Genomic DNA, 17,501 nt, shown 5'->3' with positions numbered 1-17,501 from the left:
AGTATTGGTTAATCTATTTTAAATCTAAATCCTGTATAAAAGGTACTTCCAAAAATTGGAGCATATACAATAGTACTATCAAAATTTGCTCCAAAAGGATTCTCGCTTTCTAATATTGGATTTTTTTGTTTTACATTCGTTATATTATCACCTCCTACATACACTTCAACCTTTTCAGAAAAAACTTTTGTTACTTGAAAGTTTAGCAAGTTAAAACTATCTGTATATGCTGGCAGTTGAAATTGCACAGGACTTGAAGATGTATTAGGTAATCGTTGTGTTCCTATCAAATTATAAGTAGTATCAAACTTCCATTGTGCACCATTTTCTTTTTTATTTGTTTGCACTGAAACATTTGTAAAAAAACGATGTTTAGGTTGTAATGGTTTTGCTAAATTTCCTGAATTATAATCTGTAGCAACATCAAAAAATTTATAAGCTAACCTTACATCAACTTTATGAATAGGATGATAATTTACTTCAGTTTGAAAACTATTTGCGATACTTTTTCCATTTAAATTATAAAAAGAAATTTCCTGCGGATTCTCCCAATCAACTACGACTTGATTCTCAAAGTTTGTTTGATAAAAATCAAAAGAAATATCTCCCTTTTTATCAAATAAGCGGAAACCTTGTAAAAAAGAAACTCCATAGTTCCATGCTATCTCAGGATCTAATCCATAAATACTACCTCCGACATCATTAATATTAATTTGACGTGCTGAAGCAAAAAGTTGCTGATTTTCTGCAAAAATATTAGCACTTCTCTTACCTCTTCCTACTGATGCTCTTAACACACCTTTCTCCCAAGGAACATATCTTAAGTGAATTCTAGGGGTTACAAAAGTTTTCAATAAGTTATGATGATCTATACGCAAACCTAAAGTAGCACTAAAGTTTTCTGTATTATCGTATGCATACTCAAAAAAAGCACCTACAGATGTTTCTGTTCTACTAAAATCTCTAGCTTCAACTAGTTCTTCATATTTATCATACGTAAAACTAAGTCCTGTTTTAAACTTACTTCTTGTGTCTCCAATAATGGAATTGAACAACACATTTGAGTAAACACTTTGATGATTAATTTCATAGGTTCTTAAACCAAAATAAGATTCCTGATCATGACTACTATATGCCAATTGTAAGCCCATACTTTGATAAGGTAACTCTGGAAAAACATATCCTAATTTTCCTGAGAAATCGAAACGATTGGTTTTTATTTCACTACCCCAAATGGTTGTTGATCCTTTATCGGTATCTGGATTAAAATTTAAATTTCCTGTTTGTTTTCTATCATTTAAAAAACGAACATTAAAAAAACTTACCCATCCGTTATCATTATCAGTAAACTGCCAACGATTCATTACATTAATTTGTTCTGCTAAAGGATTATCTAAAAAATTATCGTTGTTATTATCAAATTTTTCTGAGCGAATATTTCCATGTACATACAAACCTGTATTCCATTTTTCACTTACTTTTTGATTAAAATGAGTATTCAACTCTAAACGTCCATTTAAATTACCATATCCATTTACAAAGAACTTTTTATCGGTAGTTGGCTTTACCAATTCGGCATTTATTTGTCCTGAAATACTTTCAAAACCATTGACTACGCTACCAGCTCCTTTTGTTATTTGTATACTTTCTACCCAAGTACCTGGCGTAAATGTTAATCCGTATACCTGAGATGCACCACGTACCATAGGTATATTTTCTTGAGCTATTAGCAAATATGGGCTATTTAACCCTAACATTTGAATTTGTCGTGTTCCTGTTAATGCATCAGAGAAATTGACATCAATAGATGGATTCGTTTCAAAGCTCTCTGCAAGATTACAACAAGCTGCTTTTAATAACTCCTCACTATTAACTGTAAATACATTTTGAGTTTGTAAAAATGATTTAGCAGTTGCTTTTTTCTTGCTATCTATTCTAATCTCATCTAATTTGCCTTGCTCTGTTAATACATGATTTACAAAAGTATTGCTACTAACATTTATGGTATCTGTTTTATACCCAACAAAACTTATAATTAGTTTTTTGTAAGACGCTTTATACGGTATTTCAAAGGTTCCGTTTTCCTTGGTAGTTACTCCAATATCGTTGTGCAACCAATATACATTAGCACCAAAAATTTCTAACTTATCGGTATCGGTTATTTTACCTTTTAAAGTTTCTTGTGCTAATGAATCTGTTATAAACATCAGTATAAGCATACTGAATATTATATGTTTATTCATTTTATAATTATTATATGATTTATAATTACTACCATAGATAATATATTAGTTACCTAAATTGTAGTACTATTAAGACTTAACATCTATTAAAAAGATGCAAGAATCATATGATAAATACCTCGTGAAGTAATTGGATGTCGAAAATTAATTTCGGTGGAGAATACTCTTGATTAGAATCAATTTGTTTTTTTAAGTCTAAAAACAAATTATTATACGAATGAATGAAAGCAATTAAAAATTGCTGTTCTTTTTCAATCGTTACCTTTTTTGTAGCTGTTTGTAAATCATCTTGTCCTTCAATTTGCTGAACTTCATCTTTACAACAATTCTTTTTTTGAATTACTTCAGGTTTGTCGCAGTCATCTTCACCAGGTTCATCTGCACAACCTTTAGTTTTTCCAAAATAAGAAACATCAACTAAAAAATCTCCACAAAAATGCTTTTCTATAGTAATAGAAAAGGTAGAAAATAGCACAATAAGTGCCATTAAAATGGTTGTTATTTTTGTGAAATACGTTTTCATCTCTTACGAAATTACAAAACTATCTTGATGTAAGCTTAATAATTAACATTTTACTAACTAATTCAAAGTTAAAAGGTAGTTTTCTTTAGACGAATGGTTTTACAACAACTTCGAATAAAAAAGTAATTCTATATTACTAAATTTTTCTCTCTACGACGTAGTCAATCATTTGAAGTAATGATTGTTTGTATTCAGAATCTGGATAATCTTGTAAAATAGCGATTGCTCTATTCTTGTAATTATGCATTTTTTTAATGGTATATTCCATCCCCCCGCTCTCTTTTACAAAAGCGATCACTTCTTTAACTCTCTTTTTATTGGTGTTGTGCTTTTTAACAGAATTAATTAACCACTTTTTATCTTTCTCACTGCAATTGTTTAGTGTGTAGATTAATGGCAAGGTCATTTTTTGCTCTTTAATATCAATCCCTGTTGGTTTCCCTATTTTTTCATCTGAATAATCAAATAAGTCATCTTTAATTTGAAAAGCAATTCCAATGTACTCTCCAAACTTTCTCATTTGTTGTACTGTTTCATTATTGGCTCCTACAGAAGCAGCACCAATACCACAACAAGCTGCAATTAAAGTAGCTGTTTTTTGACGAATAATTTCAAAGTAAACCTCTTCTGTTATATCTAATTTTCTTGCTTTTTCAATTTGTAACAGCTCTCCTTCACTCATTTCTCTTACCGCTATTGATATCAATTTTAACAAATCAAAATCTTCGTTATCAATAGAAAGTAACAAACCTTTAGATAATAAAAAATCACCAACTAAAACTGCAATCTTATTTTTCCATAACGCATTAATAGAGAAAAAACCTCTTCTTCTATTACTATCATCTACTACATCATCGTGTACCAAAGTAGCTGTATGAATTAACTCTACAATAGAAGCTCCTCTATAAGTACGTTCGTCAAAACCTCCTTTAGATACCATTTTAGCGACTAAAAAAACAAACATCGGACGCATTTGCTTTCCTTTTCTTCTTACAATGTAATAGGTAATTCTGTTAAGTAGCGGAACTTTGGATAACATTGAATCTTTAAACTTAGATTCAAACAGCTCCATTTCTTTAGCAATTGGAAGTTTTATTTGTTCAACTGGTTTCATTAATGCATGTTCACAATGAAACATCAAAAGTAAAGAAATTAATCAATAACTTAAACCTTTATATCAATTTGCACTCTATTAAGATTGATTAAAAAATATTATATACTTTTGAACTGCTTTGAAATAGAAAACAATACTTTTTTTCAGAGCTACATGTTAAACTATCAAACAAAACAAATTACTATGCAGAACATACATTTTCCAGTTACTTTTAATTTTAAAGTTTCAACAATAGCCAACGATTTTACTGCTACTGATAGTAGTGGAAAAACAATTGCTTACGTACGCCAAAAAATGTTTAAGCTAAAAGAAGACATTTCAGTATATAATGATGATACAAAGTCTAGATTAGAGTATCAAATTAAAGCCGACAAGTGGTTAGATTTTTCAACAGCTTATGCCTTTTTTAACCGTGAAGGTAAAGAGTTTGGTAAAGTAGTTAGAAAAGGATGGAAATCTCTTTGGAAAGCGCACTATGAAATTATAGATCAGCACCAAAAGCAACAATATGTAATTAACGAACAAAATCCTTGGGTAAAAGTTCTAGACTCTTTAATTGGTGAAATTCCTATTCTGAATTTCTTTACTGGATATTTATTCAACCCTACTTACATTGTAAAGAATAATGAAGGAAAAGAAATTGTAAAATTAACGAAGTCAAAATCTTTTTTAGGTAAAACTTTTGAAGTTTCAAAAGTTGGTGAGTTAGACAATGATGACGATGACAGGATTATGTTATCACTTATGATGTTTGTACTTTTAGAAAGACGAAGAGGATAATAATCATTTAAATAAAGAGAGTTGGTTTTATAAAACAAGCTCTCTTATTTTTTTGTTTGAATTGCACGTATGCTTTTAAAACGTTTCCAAGTTTCTTTATGTCTTCTTTTGTAAATAGACATTGTACCTCTATCTAAACCATAATAAAACAAGCAAATACCCGAAGGTGGATTCGCACTTGGTAAAAACTCAAAAGTGTCAAAAGCTATCTCTGGCCACACCCAACAATCGAAAGAAGTTCCTACAATTTCTACACAAACTACTACCGCAAACATCGCTAAATAAAACAACCTTTCCTTTGGATATTTTCTTAAAGAAATAAAAACTAAAACAGTCATTACAAATCCAAAAATATCGTTTTTAAATAGCAGAAAAAAAAGTGCATATGCGCTAATTGCAATGGTTAAAAAGAGTTCTATTGCTTTTTGATTGCTTCTTACTTTAGGCTTTCTTCCAAAATAATAGACTCCTAAAAATACAACAGCATGCCCAAAAGGAACATAATGTGGAATATTCTGTAAACGATACGTATACATACCAAAACCTAAAGAAAAAATATGTTCCCCTATAATTCCTATTAAAAAAGCGTAAATCAGTTGTTCTTTTACTCTTGAAGTTCCTTTATAGTAAAGAAACATAAATACACAAAGTACCAATATATTATTAATCCATTGTGAGTGTTCAATATAATTTTCAGAAAAAAAAGAACTATCTAAAAACAGTCCTAGAAAAATAATTCCAAAAAGCCACCCTAACGAATCTAACGTTTGTTTTAATAAAGAATTTGCGTAATTCATATTACGACTTATTAGCTAACTGTCCGCAAGCTGCATCAATATCTTTACCTCTAGATCTACGAACATTCACTACGATATCGTGCATTTCTAAGTTAGAAATGTAATTATTTAAAGCTCTATCTGATGCTTGTTGAAACTCTCCATCATCAATTGGATTGTATTCAATCAGGTTTACTTTGGCTGGTACATGTTTACAAAAAGCCACTAACGCATCAATATCTTCTTTTCTATCATTAATACCTCTCCAAACTACATATTCATAAGTAATTTTACGATTTGTTTTTTCGTACCAGTATTCTAAAGCTTCTTTTAAATCTTTTAATGGAAAAGTACTATTAAAAGGCATTATTGAAGTTCTTACTTCATCAATTGCAGAATGTAATGAAACCGCTAAATTAAACTTCACTTCATCATCTGCCATCTTTTTAATCATTTTTGGTACTCCTGACGTGGATAAAGTAATTCTTTTAGCAGACATTCCTAATCCTTCAGGAGAAGTGATTTTGTCAATCGCTTTTATCACATTATTATAATTCATCAATGGCTCTCCCATTCCCATAAAAACAATATTGGTAAGCTTATGATCGTGATATAATCTACTTTGTTGATCGATTGCTAATACCTGATCATAAATTTCATCAGGATTTAAGTTTCGCATTCTCTTTAAACGAGCTGTCGCACAAAACTTGCAATCTAAACTACAACCAACCTGACTAGACACACAAGCGGTGGTTCTTTTTTCTGTAGGAATTAAAACTGATTCAACAATTAAACCATCATGTAATTTAATCGCATTTTTAATAGTACCATCTTTACTTCGTTGCATACTATCTACCTCAATATGATTAATTACAAAATTAGCATCTAACATTTCTCTGGTAGCTTTTGAAATATTAGTCATGTCGTCAAAAGAGTGTGCCCCTTTATTCCACAACCATTCATATACCTGATTTCCTCTAAACGCTTTGTCTCCGTTTGCTACAAAAACATCTCTTAACTGCTCTTTAGTTAAAGATCTAATATCCTTTTTTTGCGACTTCATTAGTGCAAAAATACAGTATTGTGATAATAGTAAGAAATGAAAAGTATTTTATTACCTTATTAAAAACCTGAATTTATTAGTTTTAATAATAATTCAGGCTTTTGATAAACAAACTATAGAATACCCCTATAATACTTAGTAAACTATTTATTTAGGACACATTAAAAATAGTTTTAAGATCATATATAGAGGTATTTATTATTTCTTCTTTTATATTCTTAGTATAACGGTGAACATAAATGTTATTTTAAAGCTTCAACAACTTCTTTGTTATCCTGCATAATCGCATGATCTAATGCTGTATTTCCTCTACTATCTTTTAAATTAACATCGGCTCCATTTTTAAGCAACTCTTTTACAATCTCTGTATGCCCAAAAGTTGCTGCATAAATTAATGCAGTTGCATTATTGTAGTTCTTTTTATTAACATCAGCTTTATACATCATCAATAATTTAACAATGTTTAAGTATCCTTTAAAACATGCTCCCATTAAAGCAGTATTTCCATGCATTCCTTGTGCCTCTGTATTAACTTTATTTTTCAATAAAAAACGTACTGTTTCTTCTTGATCATTATAAACCGCTAATATTAAAGGACTAAATCCTTTATTATTTACACTATTTATTATTTCTGGATTTTCTTTATACAATACCTCAATAGCAGCAGTATCTCCTTCTCTACTATATTGAAAAATATCTTTTTGACAATAAATAATAGTGTTTGATAATAAAATAAAAATTAAAAAAATATTTTTTTTCATATTTTAAAATATTGAAAATGGATTATTTAATTGAATATACTCTCTTATATACTTACTAAGATTAAAAAAATAGTACCCAGTATCTATGCCTCTAAATCTAACGGTCAAATACAAATTTTAAAGAAATACTGGGTATATTAATTTTGTTACTTAGTTTACTAATTTTATTTTCTAATAAATTCCTAAAGCCTTTGCTACCCTAGCTCCATAATCACTATCTGCTCTATAGAAGAATGTTATCATTTTTCTCTGAATTCTTTTATCTTTAACCTGACCTAAATCTCCTGTTAAATTTCTTATCAAGCTATTCTTTTCTTGTTCTGATAAGGATCTATAAAAATCTCCTGCCTGCCCAAAATTGTTCGTTTTAGTAATACTCCCTTGTGTTATTTTAGTGAATTTTATCTTTCTTTCACTAGCCCTGTAAGTTGGATTATCTGAAAGATTTACTTTATTACTTGGTTCATAATTTACATCTGGGTTTGGAAATTTCGAATTATCAGCGCTTGAAAAACTATCTGAATTATAATTTACTACAGGTATCTTAGGTCTATTTACTGCTAATTGCTGATTATTTGGACCTAATCTATGGCGTTGTGTATCAAAATATGAAAATAATCGACCTTGAAGTAATTTATCTTCAGATGGTTCAATACCAGGTACTAAATTTCCAGGTGCCATTGCTATTGATTCTACCTCTTCAAAAAAGTTAACAGGATTTCTATTTAAAATCATTGTTCCTATTTTAATTCTTTGAATTTGATCAGCAGGCCAATCTTTAGTTGCATCTAAGGGCCAAAAATCAAAACTATTTAAATCTTTAGGCTTAATTAACTGTACAAATAAATCCCACTGAGGAAACCTATTATTATCAATATCATCTCTTAAACTAACTGTAGCATGTTGCCAATCTCTAGCCTGTTGTTCAGCAGCTTCATCAATATTTAAATTTATCTCACCTTGTTTACTTACCCATGTGTATTTCACGTAAGTTACCTCTCCATTATTATTTACCCATTTAAAACCATGCACACTACTCCCGTTCATAAACTGATATCCTTTGGGGATACCTAAATCGGTATATAAACGTGTAATCATATGTGTAGCTTCTGGTATATTACTGAAGAAATCAAAAAACCTATTTGGATCTTGTTTGTTAGTCACTGGAGACGGTTTCAATGAATGAACCATATCAGGAAACTTAATGGCATCTCTAATAAAAAATACAGGTAAATTATTTCCTACAATATCATAATTCCCTTTATCTGTATAAAACTTAACGGCAAAACCTCTTGGGTCTCTTAATGTTTCTGGAGATCCTTTTCCATGAATAACCGTAGAAAAACGTACTGCTACATCTGTTTTTTTATTACCTCCTTGAAACAACGAGGCTCTTGTAAAATTAGACATATCTTTAGTGCTTATAAAGTGCCCAAAAGCTCCGGTTCCTCTAGCATGCACAACTCTTTCTGGTATACGTTCACGATCAAATGCTGCTAACTTTTCTATAAGATGTATATCTTCTAAAAGAACTTCACCATACCTACCTATTGTTTTTGAGTTTTGATTGTCACCTACCGGAACTCCTCCATTAGTGGTTATTACTTGTCCAAAAACAACGGAACAAGTAAAAACGGCGATTAAAATTGCTGTTTTTTTCATTTTTAAAATTTTAAAAGGTTATCTGGTATCTAAGGTATAATTAAAATCTGCATATCTTTTATTAATACTTTATATGAGCTTATTAATAAAACTAATATGAAAGACAAACTACTTTTTAAGGGAAAAAGGAAATATTTTTGATATTTGTATATAAAATACTAGATAGTACTATTTAAAAAAGTAAAACTTTTTAAGTATACCTTTTTAAAGAAATTCTTTTAAACACGTAGTATTTTAAGTAACAAATTTAAATACAATTATAAATTGTTACTCTCTAAAAATGGTATAACTTCTAAATGCTATTTTAATGTAATATCTAATCTATTTTCACTATTTAAAAATTCAAAATGACAAAACTATATTTATCTCCATAAAACCAATCTTCAAATTAAGTTAACACTCCCCTTTGTAAGGAAGTATTCAATTAATAGACTTTTCAATGGTATAGAATCAGATTACATGTTTTTTTAATCGCATAGTTTATCTGTATCAAAATTTAATCAACCAACCTCCTAAATTTAATATCAAATGACTATACAACAACTTAAGTACATTATTGCTTTAAATGAAAAAAGGCATTATGTAAAAGCTGCTGAAGCCTGTTTTGTTACTCAACCTACCTTAACCGTTCAAGTAAAAAAACTAGAAGAAGAAATTGGAACGACTATTTTTAATCGTGATAAATCTCCTCTCTGTCCAACCCCTATAGGTGAAGTGTTAATAGCACGAGCTAAACTGATTTTACAAGAGGTTAATGAGTTTAATAAATTTGCTTATGAGGATAGAATTAACTTAACAGGAGAATATACTCTAGGAATAATACCTACCATTGCTCCTTACTTACTACCGTTATTTCTTGAGGAATTTGTTAAAAATCATCCTGAATTAAAGCTAATTATAAAAGAAATGAATACCAATCAAATTATAGAAGCTTTAAGTAATGGAACTTTAGATTTAAGTATCTTATCAACCCCTATAGAAGATTCAAGATTACGTGAAATTAATCTTTATCAAGAGCCTTTTTTCTTGTACTGCAAAAATTCTAAACTATTTAAAGATGTAAACGGAATAGACGGAAAAGACCTCTCTCCTGAAAAACTTTTGCTTTTGGAAGAAGGACATTGTTTTAGAAACCAAGTTTTAAATATTTGCGAAAAAAAAACAGAAGGACGTAACAATTTCACGTTCGAAAGTGGTTCTATTCAAACCATTAAAAATTTAGTACAAGCTGGTTTAGGATATAGTTTAGTTCCTCAACTTTCTATAGAATATCCTTATGATGAAAAATTCATAAAAAAATTTAAACCTCCAATTCCTACCAGAGAAGTAAGCATTGTTGTTAATAAAAACTTTACTCGAGAAAAATTAATAGAAAATTTATTAATGACTATTAAAAAGAATATTCCTGAAAACCTTCATAAAATAGATAATTACGTGAGAGTAAGATGGAAAGAGCCAGCTATTTAATTTTTTAAAAACACTTTTTTAAACTTCTTAAGTAATGAAAAAATTTATTTTAAATAGTTTTTTATTTTTCACTATACTATTTTTTAATGATTTTCAATCATATTCATATTCAAATAAATGTGTAAGTCATAAAATAACTTCATCAATGAACCTTGAAAATGAAGTTCGTCTTTTTTATGTAACTTATCAAAATGAACATAGTTCACCCAGATTAAACTATGGTGGCTATTATATAGAAAATCAATTATCAAAAAATATCATTAAAAGTAAAAACTGGAATTCCAAACACACAAAATTAAGAGATTATACCACGATTGAATTTAAAAACAAGCAAGGTCAGATTGTATTGAAAAGGAGTTATAACTCTATTGAGACCTCAAAAAGTGAACATGATACTTATTACGTGTATGATGATTATGGAAATTTAGTATATGTACTATCTCCTGAAGGCTCTTCTCAAATTTTAAATGAGAATAATGAAATACAATTTTCAATATTAGATGCTCTTTGTTATCAATATAGCTATGATACCAGAAATAGATTAGTAGAAAGAAAAATTCCAGGTAAAGGAAAAAAATATATCATATATGATAAATTAGATCGTCCTATTCTAACTCAAGATGCTAATCAAAGGAAACAAAACCCTAAAGAATGGTTATTTACTAAGTACGATAAAGATAGTAGAATTATTTATACTGGCTTGTATCTTGATAACTCTGAAAGAGCAGTATTGCAAAGCAGTGTAACAGCACACTCCAATACAGATTCAGAATTACTTTTTGAAATTAGAACAAAAACAAACCTTATTATACCTTCAGATACAGCTACTAATTTGTATTATACATCAAGAGCTTTTCCTGCTAATCCCTCTAAAATTTATACCATAAATTATTATGATGATTATAATTGGGATACTGGTAATAAATTAGATATTTCCTATGATCTTGAAATGAACAATACACTTACTAAAAAAGAAAAATCGATTATTAAAATTAGTAAAAACGGATGGGACAATGGATTTGTATTTAAACAAACAATAAAAAATGATGGTTATATTCAATTCACTCCTGCTCAAACTAACAAAAAAGTTGCCGTAGGTTTAAGTAAATCAAAAGAAAAAAATACTCCTTTTAACTCAATCAACTATGCGGTTCTTTTAAACTCAGAAGGAGAAGTTTTAATTTATGAATCAGGTATATTACAACCAATATTAACTACTTATTACAAAACTTATGATGTATTTAAAGTAGAACGTTCAGGAAAATATGTCTTATATAAAAAAAATGATCAAATACTTCATCGAAGTATTGTTAATAAAGATATTTCTTTATACGCTAATAGTTCTTTTTATGACAAAGACGCAACCTTAAATGATGTATTCGTCGGGTTTTCACATTCTGGACAATCGTTTACAAACAATACTACATCGTTAAAAACAGGCAGTAAACTTCGCGTTTTAAGCACTAATAAATGGATTACTAATGTTATTTATTACAACACTAACAAAAAACCTATATACAAAACCTCTAAAAATGAATACCTAAAAGTTCGTAATCAAACGGGTAAAACATTAGATGATCAAGGTAGAATATTAAAAGAAACTCAAATACACACAAAAGAAAATGAGAAACCTATAATCATACAAAACTTTTATACTTATAACAATGCTAACCTTTTAATTCGTCAAGAACAACAAATTAACAACCAATCAAAAGAACTCATTTTTAAAAACACCTATAATTCTTTCGGAAAAGTACTCCAAAAGTTAGTAGGAGGGCATTTATTAAGTTTAAGTAACTATACAAACAAAAGTGACAATGTTATTGTGAAAAAAAATTTAATTATTAAAAATTCTAATACTACTAACGATTGGAATGCAGGCTTATCTACTTTAAATAAAATACATGGTGACGGTTACATTAGTTACACTATAACAGATCATAAAAAAAATATCATAGTTGGTTTATCTTATTCTGACAATAACTTAAAACCTGATGACATTAACTATGCTATTCAAAACAAAAATGGAGAAGTTCATATTTACGAATCAGGAATTGATAAAGGCATTAAAACAAATTATGTAACTAATGATGATTTTAGTATCGAACGAAGAAATAATATTGTTTACTATTTAAAAAATAGAGAAGTTTTTTACATCTCTAATATTTCAACTACTACCAACTCTATGGTTGGTGATATTGCTATTTATGATAAAGAAGCAAGTATAAAAAATTTTGTTCTTATAGATTTAAACAAAGGACTGCAATCTTTAGATTATAGCTATACTAACAAAGGTTCTCTAATAAAAATGAATGATATACATAATATGGGAGATGATTTGTTTGCTTTTAAATTAAATTATAACTCTGCCACAAATCATAATAATTCTTTTAACAAAAATATCAGCGATTTTTTATGGCGAACAAACAATACTTCAAATGAAATAAGAGGATATAAATACACTTATGATTCTTTAAACAGAATTATAGCTGCAAAAGGGTATTTGAACAATAACTATGATATTTCAAATATTGAATATGATAAAAATGGAAATATCTTAAAACTTCAAAGAAGAGGGCATATTGACTCCAATGTTTCAAGTTTTGGTTTAATGGATAATTTAGAATATACTTACTCAGGCAATCAATTAATTAAAGTAGAAGAAGTATCTAAAGGAAGTGTACTAACTGGATTTAAAAATCGTGTTAATTTAGATATTGAATACACCTATGATTCAAACGGTAATATTATTAAAAACCTTAATAAAAATATTGGTAGTACATCTTTAGATGGTATTTACTACAATTACTTAAATCTACCCTCAGAAATTAAATTCGGCAATTCTAACTCTAAAAAAGTACAATATATTTATGATGCTTCCGGTTTGAAACTTCAAAAAACAATAATTAACAATAAAAAAGTTACCAATACAGATTACATAGGAAACTTTACGTATGAAAAAAACATACTACAGTTTATTAAACATCCAGAAGGTTACTTAAAGCAAGAAGGTAAAAAGTTTAAATATGTATATCAATACAAAGATCACTTAAACAATATTAGATTATTTTATACTGACATAAACAATGATGGAATCATAACTTCTGATACCGAAATAATACAAGAAAAAAACTACTATCCATTTGGTGAGGAGCATAAAGGTTATAACTCTATCGTTAACTCACAAGGAAACAGTATAGCTCAAAAATTTGGATATCGCTCAAAAGAATTAAATGAAGAATTTGGAATACAATGGTATGATTATGATGGGAGAAACTACAACAGTATTCTTGCTCGTTGGATGAATCCTGATGTAGCAACTGAACAAACACATACATACTCTCCTTACTCAATAAAATAATTATCATTTAAAAGCCTCATGCCATAATTACCATGAGGTTTTAACTTATAAAAATCTACTTACTTTTTATGTCAACTGTTTCCCTAACATTTTTATCTTTTTAAGCCAATTTTCTCTAAATGTTAGTGTAGAATTTCTAATCGGAGCTATATAAGTAGTCTTTTTAAGTTTAATTCCGCAAAACTCTAAAATTCCTTTTTTAAATTGATAAAGTAAAGCACTTTTTAAAAACAATCTATAGTACCACTTAGGAGTATCTGCAGTTAAAATGATACTACTTGTTTTATTTTTAAATAATTTTTTTTGAAACGTTTTACCTTCTTCCAACTCAAATGCAATACCTGGTAATAAGATTCTATCTAAAAAACCTTTTAAAACCGCCGGCATTCCACCCCACCATAAAGGTAATACCCAAACAATATGATTCGCTTTTTTTATTTCTTTAATGGCAAACTCTAAATCGGGCTCTAATTCCATTCTTCTTCTATAGCCATATTTTAAATTAAGATTAAACTCTAAAGCACCAACCTCTATCAATGTCGTATTAACATCAACATTCGTTAGTACTCCTTCATAATAGGCATCTGCTAAAGCTTTATTGTAACTTTCGGTATCTGGGTGGCCATTTATAATTAGTACATTCATTTTATTACTTTTTTGCAAAGTAATGACTGTTAAAACCTAATAAAAAGGACAAATGTCTAATAAACAGCTTTGCGAATTCTGCTTAAGTGTCTTTGAGTAATTCCTAAATAAGAAGCTAAATAGTTTAAAGGAATTTCTTTAATTAAATTTGGGTGATTTTGAAGTAAATCTGCATATCTATTCTCTGCCGATTCTCTTTGAAGTATAAAAATTCTCTTTTCTAATTCAATATACTCATACTCTGTTAATATCTTTAGCACACGCGTCCAATTACAACTCTTGGTTTCTAATTGTTGAATTTGCTCTTTAGACCAAACAAGTACCTCTACATCGGTAATAGCTTCTAAACTTTCTTGACTTGGTACTCCTTGTAAAAAAGAAGAATATGCTGAAGAAAAAGAATTTGAAAAACGAAAACAATACGTTACCTCTTCTTCTGTAGAAGACAAATAAAAAGATCTTAAAATTCCTTTCATCACAAAAGCTACCTCAGTACACACACTCCCTCCTTTTATTAAAAAATCTCCTTTTGGTATTTTTCTAAAAGTTGCTAACTGCTGAAAACTTTCCTTTTCATCTTCAGTAAGAAAATCAAATGATTGTAATAATACTTGTAAAGACGCTGATTTCAAAATGGTATTGTTTAATTCTCTCTTAAAATAAAAAAACTGACAACATAAAGCTGTCAGTTTTTAAAAACATACTAATATGCTTTATAACTTATATAATTAACATCGCATCTCCGTACGAGTAAAACTTATATTTTTCTTTAATTGCCTCTTGATAAGCTTCCATTACAAAATCATGACCAGCAAAAGCAGAAATCATCATTAATAATGTAGACTTAGGTGTATGGAAGTTTGTAACCATACAGTTAGCAATACTAAAATCATATGGAGGGAAAATAAATTTATTAGTCCAACCATTAAAAGTATTTAAACGATTATCAGCAGAAACAGAAGATTCTACTGTTCTCATTACCGTAGTACCAACAGCACAAATTCTTCTTTTTTCTTCAAGTGCTTTATTAACAACATCACAAGACTCTTGAGGAATGATAATTTGCTCAGAATCCATTTTATGTTTAGATAAATCTTCTACTTCAACAGGATTAAAAGTTCCTAATCCTACGTGTAAAGTCATTTCAGCAAAATCAACACCTTTAATTTCTAAACGCTTCATTAAATGCTTAGAAAAGTGTAAACCTGCAGTTGGAGCTGCTACTGCACCTTCATGCTTTGCAAAAATAGTTTGGTAACGCTCTTCATCAGATGGCTCTACCTCTCTCTTAATGTATTTTGGTAAAGGAGTTTGACCTAACTCTAATAATTTATGACGGAATTCTTCATATGATCCGTCAAATAAGAAACGTAAAGTTCTACCTCTAGAAGTAGTATTGTCAATAACTTCAGCTACTAAACTTTCATCTTCACCAAAGAATAATTTATTTCCAATACGTATTTTACGAGCAGGATCTACTAAAACATCCCATAATCTATGCTCAGCATTCAATTCACGTAATAAAAATACTTCAATTCTAGCTCCTGTTTTTTCTTTGTTACCAAACATACGAGCAGGAAATACTTTCGTGTTATTTAACATCATTACATCTCCTTCATCAAAGTAATTGATTAAATCTTTGAACTGCTTGTGTTCTATAGTTTGTTCTTTACGATTTAATACCATTAAACGAGCTTCATCTCTGTGCTCTGATGGATATTCTGCTAATAATTCTTTAGGTAAGTCGAAATTAAATTGAGATAGTTTCATTAAATACTATTTGTTAAGGCGGCAAATATACGATTTAGAGATAGGGCTTGTCAAGCGTTTCGAACTTTATTTTAATACTTCTTGCTGAATACCTATCACTTCCATATCATTCCAAAACTTTTGATATGACTTTGTTACCACTTCTGCGTCTAAAATAATTAAGTTAGTTCGTAATGCCAACGGAGCAAATGCCATAGCCATTCTATGATCATTATATGTTTCAATTGACACGCTATCTTTTATCTCGTTTGATGCTTTTAAATGTAAACTTTCATTAGTTACCTCTATGGTTGCTCCTAATTTGGTTAACTCTTCTTTTAAAGCTTCTAAACGATCTGTTTCTTTAATTTTTAATGTATGTAAGCCCTCTAAATCACATCCTATACCACTAGCAAAACAGGTAACGGCAATAGTTTGTGCAATATCAGGCGCATTTTTTAAATCTAACACTAAAGTTTCAGTGTTGTGTACTTTTGTTTTCTTTAAAACTATTGTGTTTTCAGTAAAAGTAGTTGCTACACCAAAATGTTGGTAAATATCTGCTAAACAACTATCACCCTGTAAACTTTCTTTTTTATAAGATGATAAAGTAATTTCTGAACCAACTTCGCTTAATGCGGCTAACGAGTAAAAATAAGAAGCAGAACTCCAGTCTGCCTCTACAGTTAAAGCTTTCTCATTTAAAGAAGCTGTTGGTTTAATTGTTATTATGTTTTCTTCAAAACTCGATTCAATACCTAACTGACTTAATAAACTTAATGTCATTTTTATATACGGTACAGAAGTAACTTTTCCTACTAATGTTACTTCTAATCCGTTTGGTAAACTAGGTGCTATTAATAACAATGCAGAAATATACTGACTACTAACATTCCCATTAATAGCTACTTTATCTTTTGTTAATTTTTGTCCTTTAATTTCTATAGGAGGATATCCGTCTTTCTCTAAGTAACTAATTTCAGCACCTAAATCACGTAAAGCATCTACCAATATCTTTATTGGTCGGTTGTGCATTCTATCCGATCCTTGTAAAACTTTCGTTTTCCCTTCTTGTACAGCAAAGAAAGCTGTTAAAAAACGCATTGCAGTTCCGGCATGTCCAATATCTGCTACTTTACCTTCTCCTGCCAACGCATGCTGCATATGAACAGCATCATCAGAATCTGATAAATTATGTATAGCTACTTCCGGAAATAATTGTTGTAAAATTAATAATCGATTCGATTCACTTTTAGAACCAGAGATTACAATATTATTTTCAATTAATTGATTTTTAAGATTCTTTAACAATAAGTCCATTAACAAAATTTTATATTAGCTTTCTCAACAACCATAC

The 17,501-nt window shown here is 29.2% G+C and carries 14 protein-coding genes; 3 read left to right on the top strand and 11 right to left on the bottom strand.

Annotated elements, in window-relative coordinates:
- Window positions 1-8: 8 nt before the first annotated feature.
- From EYW44_RS10530 to EYW44_RS10520, 3 genes are all read right to left on the bottom strand, one after another.
- Window positions 9-2,243: a TonB-dependent receptor gene (locus tag EYW44_RS10530; protein WP_132723633.1), complete on the bottom strand. Its 2,235-nt coding sequence runs from the start codon at window positions 2,241-2,243 to the stop codon at window positions 9-11.
- Between the two features lie 103 nt (window positions 2,244-2,346).
- Window positions 2,347-2,766 carry an HYC_CC_PP family protein gene (locus EYW44_RS10525; RefSeq protein WP_132723632.1) on the bottom strand — a complete coding sequence of 140 codons (420 nt, stop codon included), beginning with the start codon at window positions 2,764-2,766 and terminating at the stop codon, window positions 2,347-2,349.
- Window positions 2,767-2,902: 136 nt separating this feature from the next.
- Window positions 2,903-3,880 (bottom strand): polyprenyl synthetase family protein, encoded by a 978-nt coding sequence (locus EYW44_RS10520; protein ID WP_132723631.1) that lies wholly within the window; start codon window positions 3,878-3,880, stop codon window positions 2,903-2,905.
- A 183-nt stretch (window positions 3,881-4,063) separates the two neighbouring features.
- Here EYW44_RS10520 and EYW44_RS10515 point away from each other — a divergent pair, with 183 nt between their 5' ends.
- On the top strand, window positions 4,064-4,660 hold the full coding sequence (locus tag EYW44_RS10515; protein ID WP_132723630.1) for a hypothetical protein: 597 nt from the start codon (window positions 4,064-4,066) through the stop codon (window positions 4,658-4,660).
- A gap of 44 nt (window positions 4,661-4,704) precedes the next feature.
- Here the strand turns inward: EYW44_RS10515 and EYW44_RS10510 are convergent, their stop codons facing one another.
- The 4 genes from EYW44_RS10510 to EYW44_RS10495 form a co-directional block, all read right to left on the bottom strand.
- A complete protein-coding gene (locus EYW44_RS10510; protein WP_132723629.1) occupies window positions 4,705-5,457 on the bottom strand; it encodes a hypothetical protein in 753 nt (250 codons plus the stop codon).
- A 1-nt stretch (window position 5,458) separates the two neighbouring features.
- Window positions 5,459-6,499 carry a 23S rRNA (adenine(2503)-C(2))-methyltransferase RlmN gene (gene rlmN, locus EYW44_RS10505; protein ID WP_132723628.1) on the bottom strand — a complete coding sequence of 347 codons (1,041 nt, stop codon included), beginning with the start codon at window positions 6,497-6,499 and terminating at the stop codon, window positions 5,459-5,461.
- Between the two features lie 242 nt (window positions 6,500-6,741).
- Window positions 6,742-7,260 (bottom strand): ankyrin repeat domain-containing protein, encoded by a 519-nt coding sequence (locus tag EYW44_RS10500; RefSeq protein ID WP_132723627.1) that lies wholly within the window; start codon window positions 7,258-7,260, stop codon window positions 6,742-6,744.
- Window positions 7,261-7,431: 171 nt separating this feature from the next.
- On the bottom strand, window positions 7,432-8,922 hold the full coding sequence (locus tag EYW44_RS10495; RefSeq protein ID WP_132723626.1) for a catalase: 1,491 nt from the start codon (window positions 8,920-8,922) through the stop codon (window positions 7,432-7,434).
- Window positions 8,923-9,450: 528 nt separating this feature from the next.
- Between EYW44_RS10495 and EYW44_RS10490 the strand changes: the two genes are divergently transcribed.
- Together EYW44_RS10490 and EYW44_RS10485 are read left to right on the top strand one after the other, a co-directional pair.
- Window positions 9,451-10,389, top strand: coding sequence for a hydrogen peroxide-inducible genes activator (locus EYW44_RS10490; RefSeq protein ID WP_132723625.1), 939 nt, complete (start codon window positions 9,451-9,453; stop codon window positions 10,387-10,389).
- A gap of 34 nt (window positions 10,390-10,423) precedes the next feature.
- The gene (locus tag EYW44_RS10485) at window positions 10,424-13,750 is read left to right on the top strand and encodes an RHS repeat domain-containing protein (RefSeq protein ID WP_132723624.1); all 3,327 of its coding nucleotides are present in this window, start codon (window positions 10,424-10,426) and stop codon (window positions 13,748-13,750) included.
- Between the two features lie 66 nt (window positions 13,751-13,816).
- On the opposite strand, the gene EYW44_RS10480 is transcribed toward EYW44_RS10485, so the two are convergent.
- The 4 genes from EYW44_RS10480 to EYW44_RS10465 all read right to left on the bottom strand — a co-directional run bounded on the left by EYW44_RS10480 (window position 13,817) and on the right by EYW44_RS10465 (window position 17,464).
- On the bottom strand, window positions 13,817-14,395 hold the full coding sequence (locus EYW44_RS10480) for an NAD(P)H-dependent oxidoreductase (RefSeq protein WP_132723623.1): 579 nt from the start codon (window positions 14,393-14,395) through the stop codon (window positions 13,817-13,819).
- A 56-nt stretch (window positions 14,396-14,451) separates the two neighbouring features.
- Window positions 14,452-15,027, bottom strand: a complete 576-nt coding sequence (locus EYW44_RS10475) for a Crp/Fnr family transcriptional regulator (RefSeq protein WP_132723622.1) — start codon at window positions 15,025-15,027, stop codon at window positions 14,452-14,454.
- 88 nt (window positions 15,028-15,115) lie between these two features.
- Window positions 15,116-16,165, bottom strand: coding sequence for a tRNA preQ1(34) S-adenosylmethionine ribosyltransferase-isomerase QueA (queA, locus tag EYW44_RS10470; RefSeq protein WP_132723621.1), 1,050 nt, complete (start codon window positions 16,163-16,165; stop codon window positions 15,116-15,118).
- A 66-nt stretch (window positions 16,166-16,231) separates the two neighbouring features.
- The gene (locus tag EYW44_RS10465; protein ID WP_132723620.1) at window positions 16,232-17,464 is read right to left on the bottom strand and encodes a 3-phosphoshikimate 1-carboxyvinyltransferase; all 1,233 of its coding nucleotides are present in this window, start codon (window positions 17,462-17,464) and stop codon (window positions 16,232-16,234) included.
- Between the last annotated feature and the right edge of the window lie 37 nt (window positions 17,465-17,501).

It is taken from the genome of Tenacibaculum sp. M341 (genome assembly GCF_004337695.1).
Classification (GTDB): domain Bacteria; phylum Bacteroidota; class Bacteroidia; order Flavobacteriales; family Flavobacteriaceae; genus Polaribacter.
The sequence above is the reverse complement of the archived record's forward strand: the minus strand, read 5'-3'. Positions and strand labels throughout refer to the sequence as shown.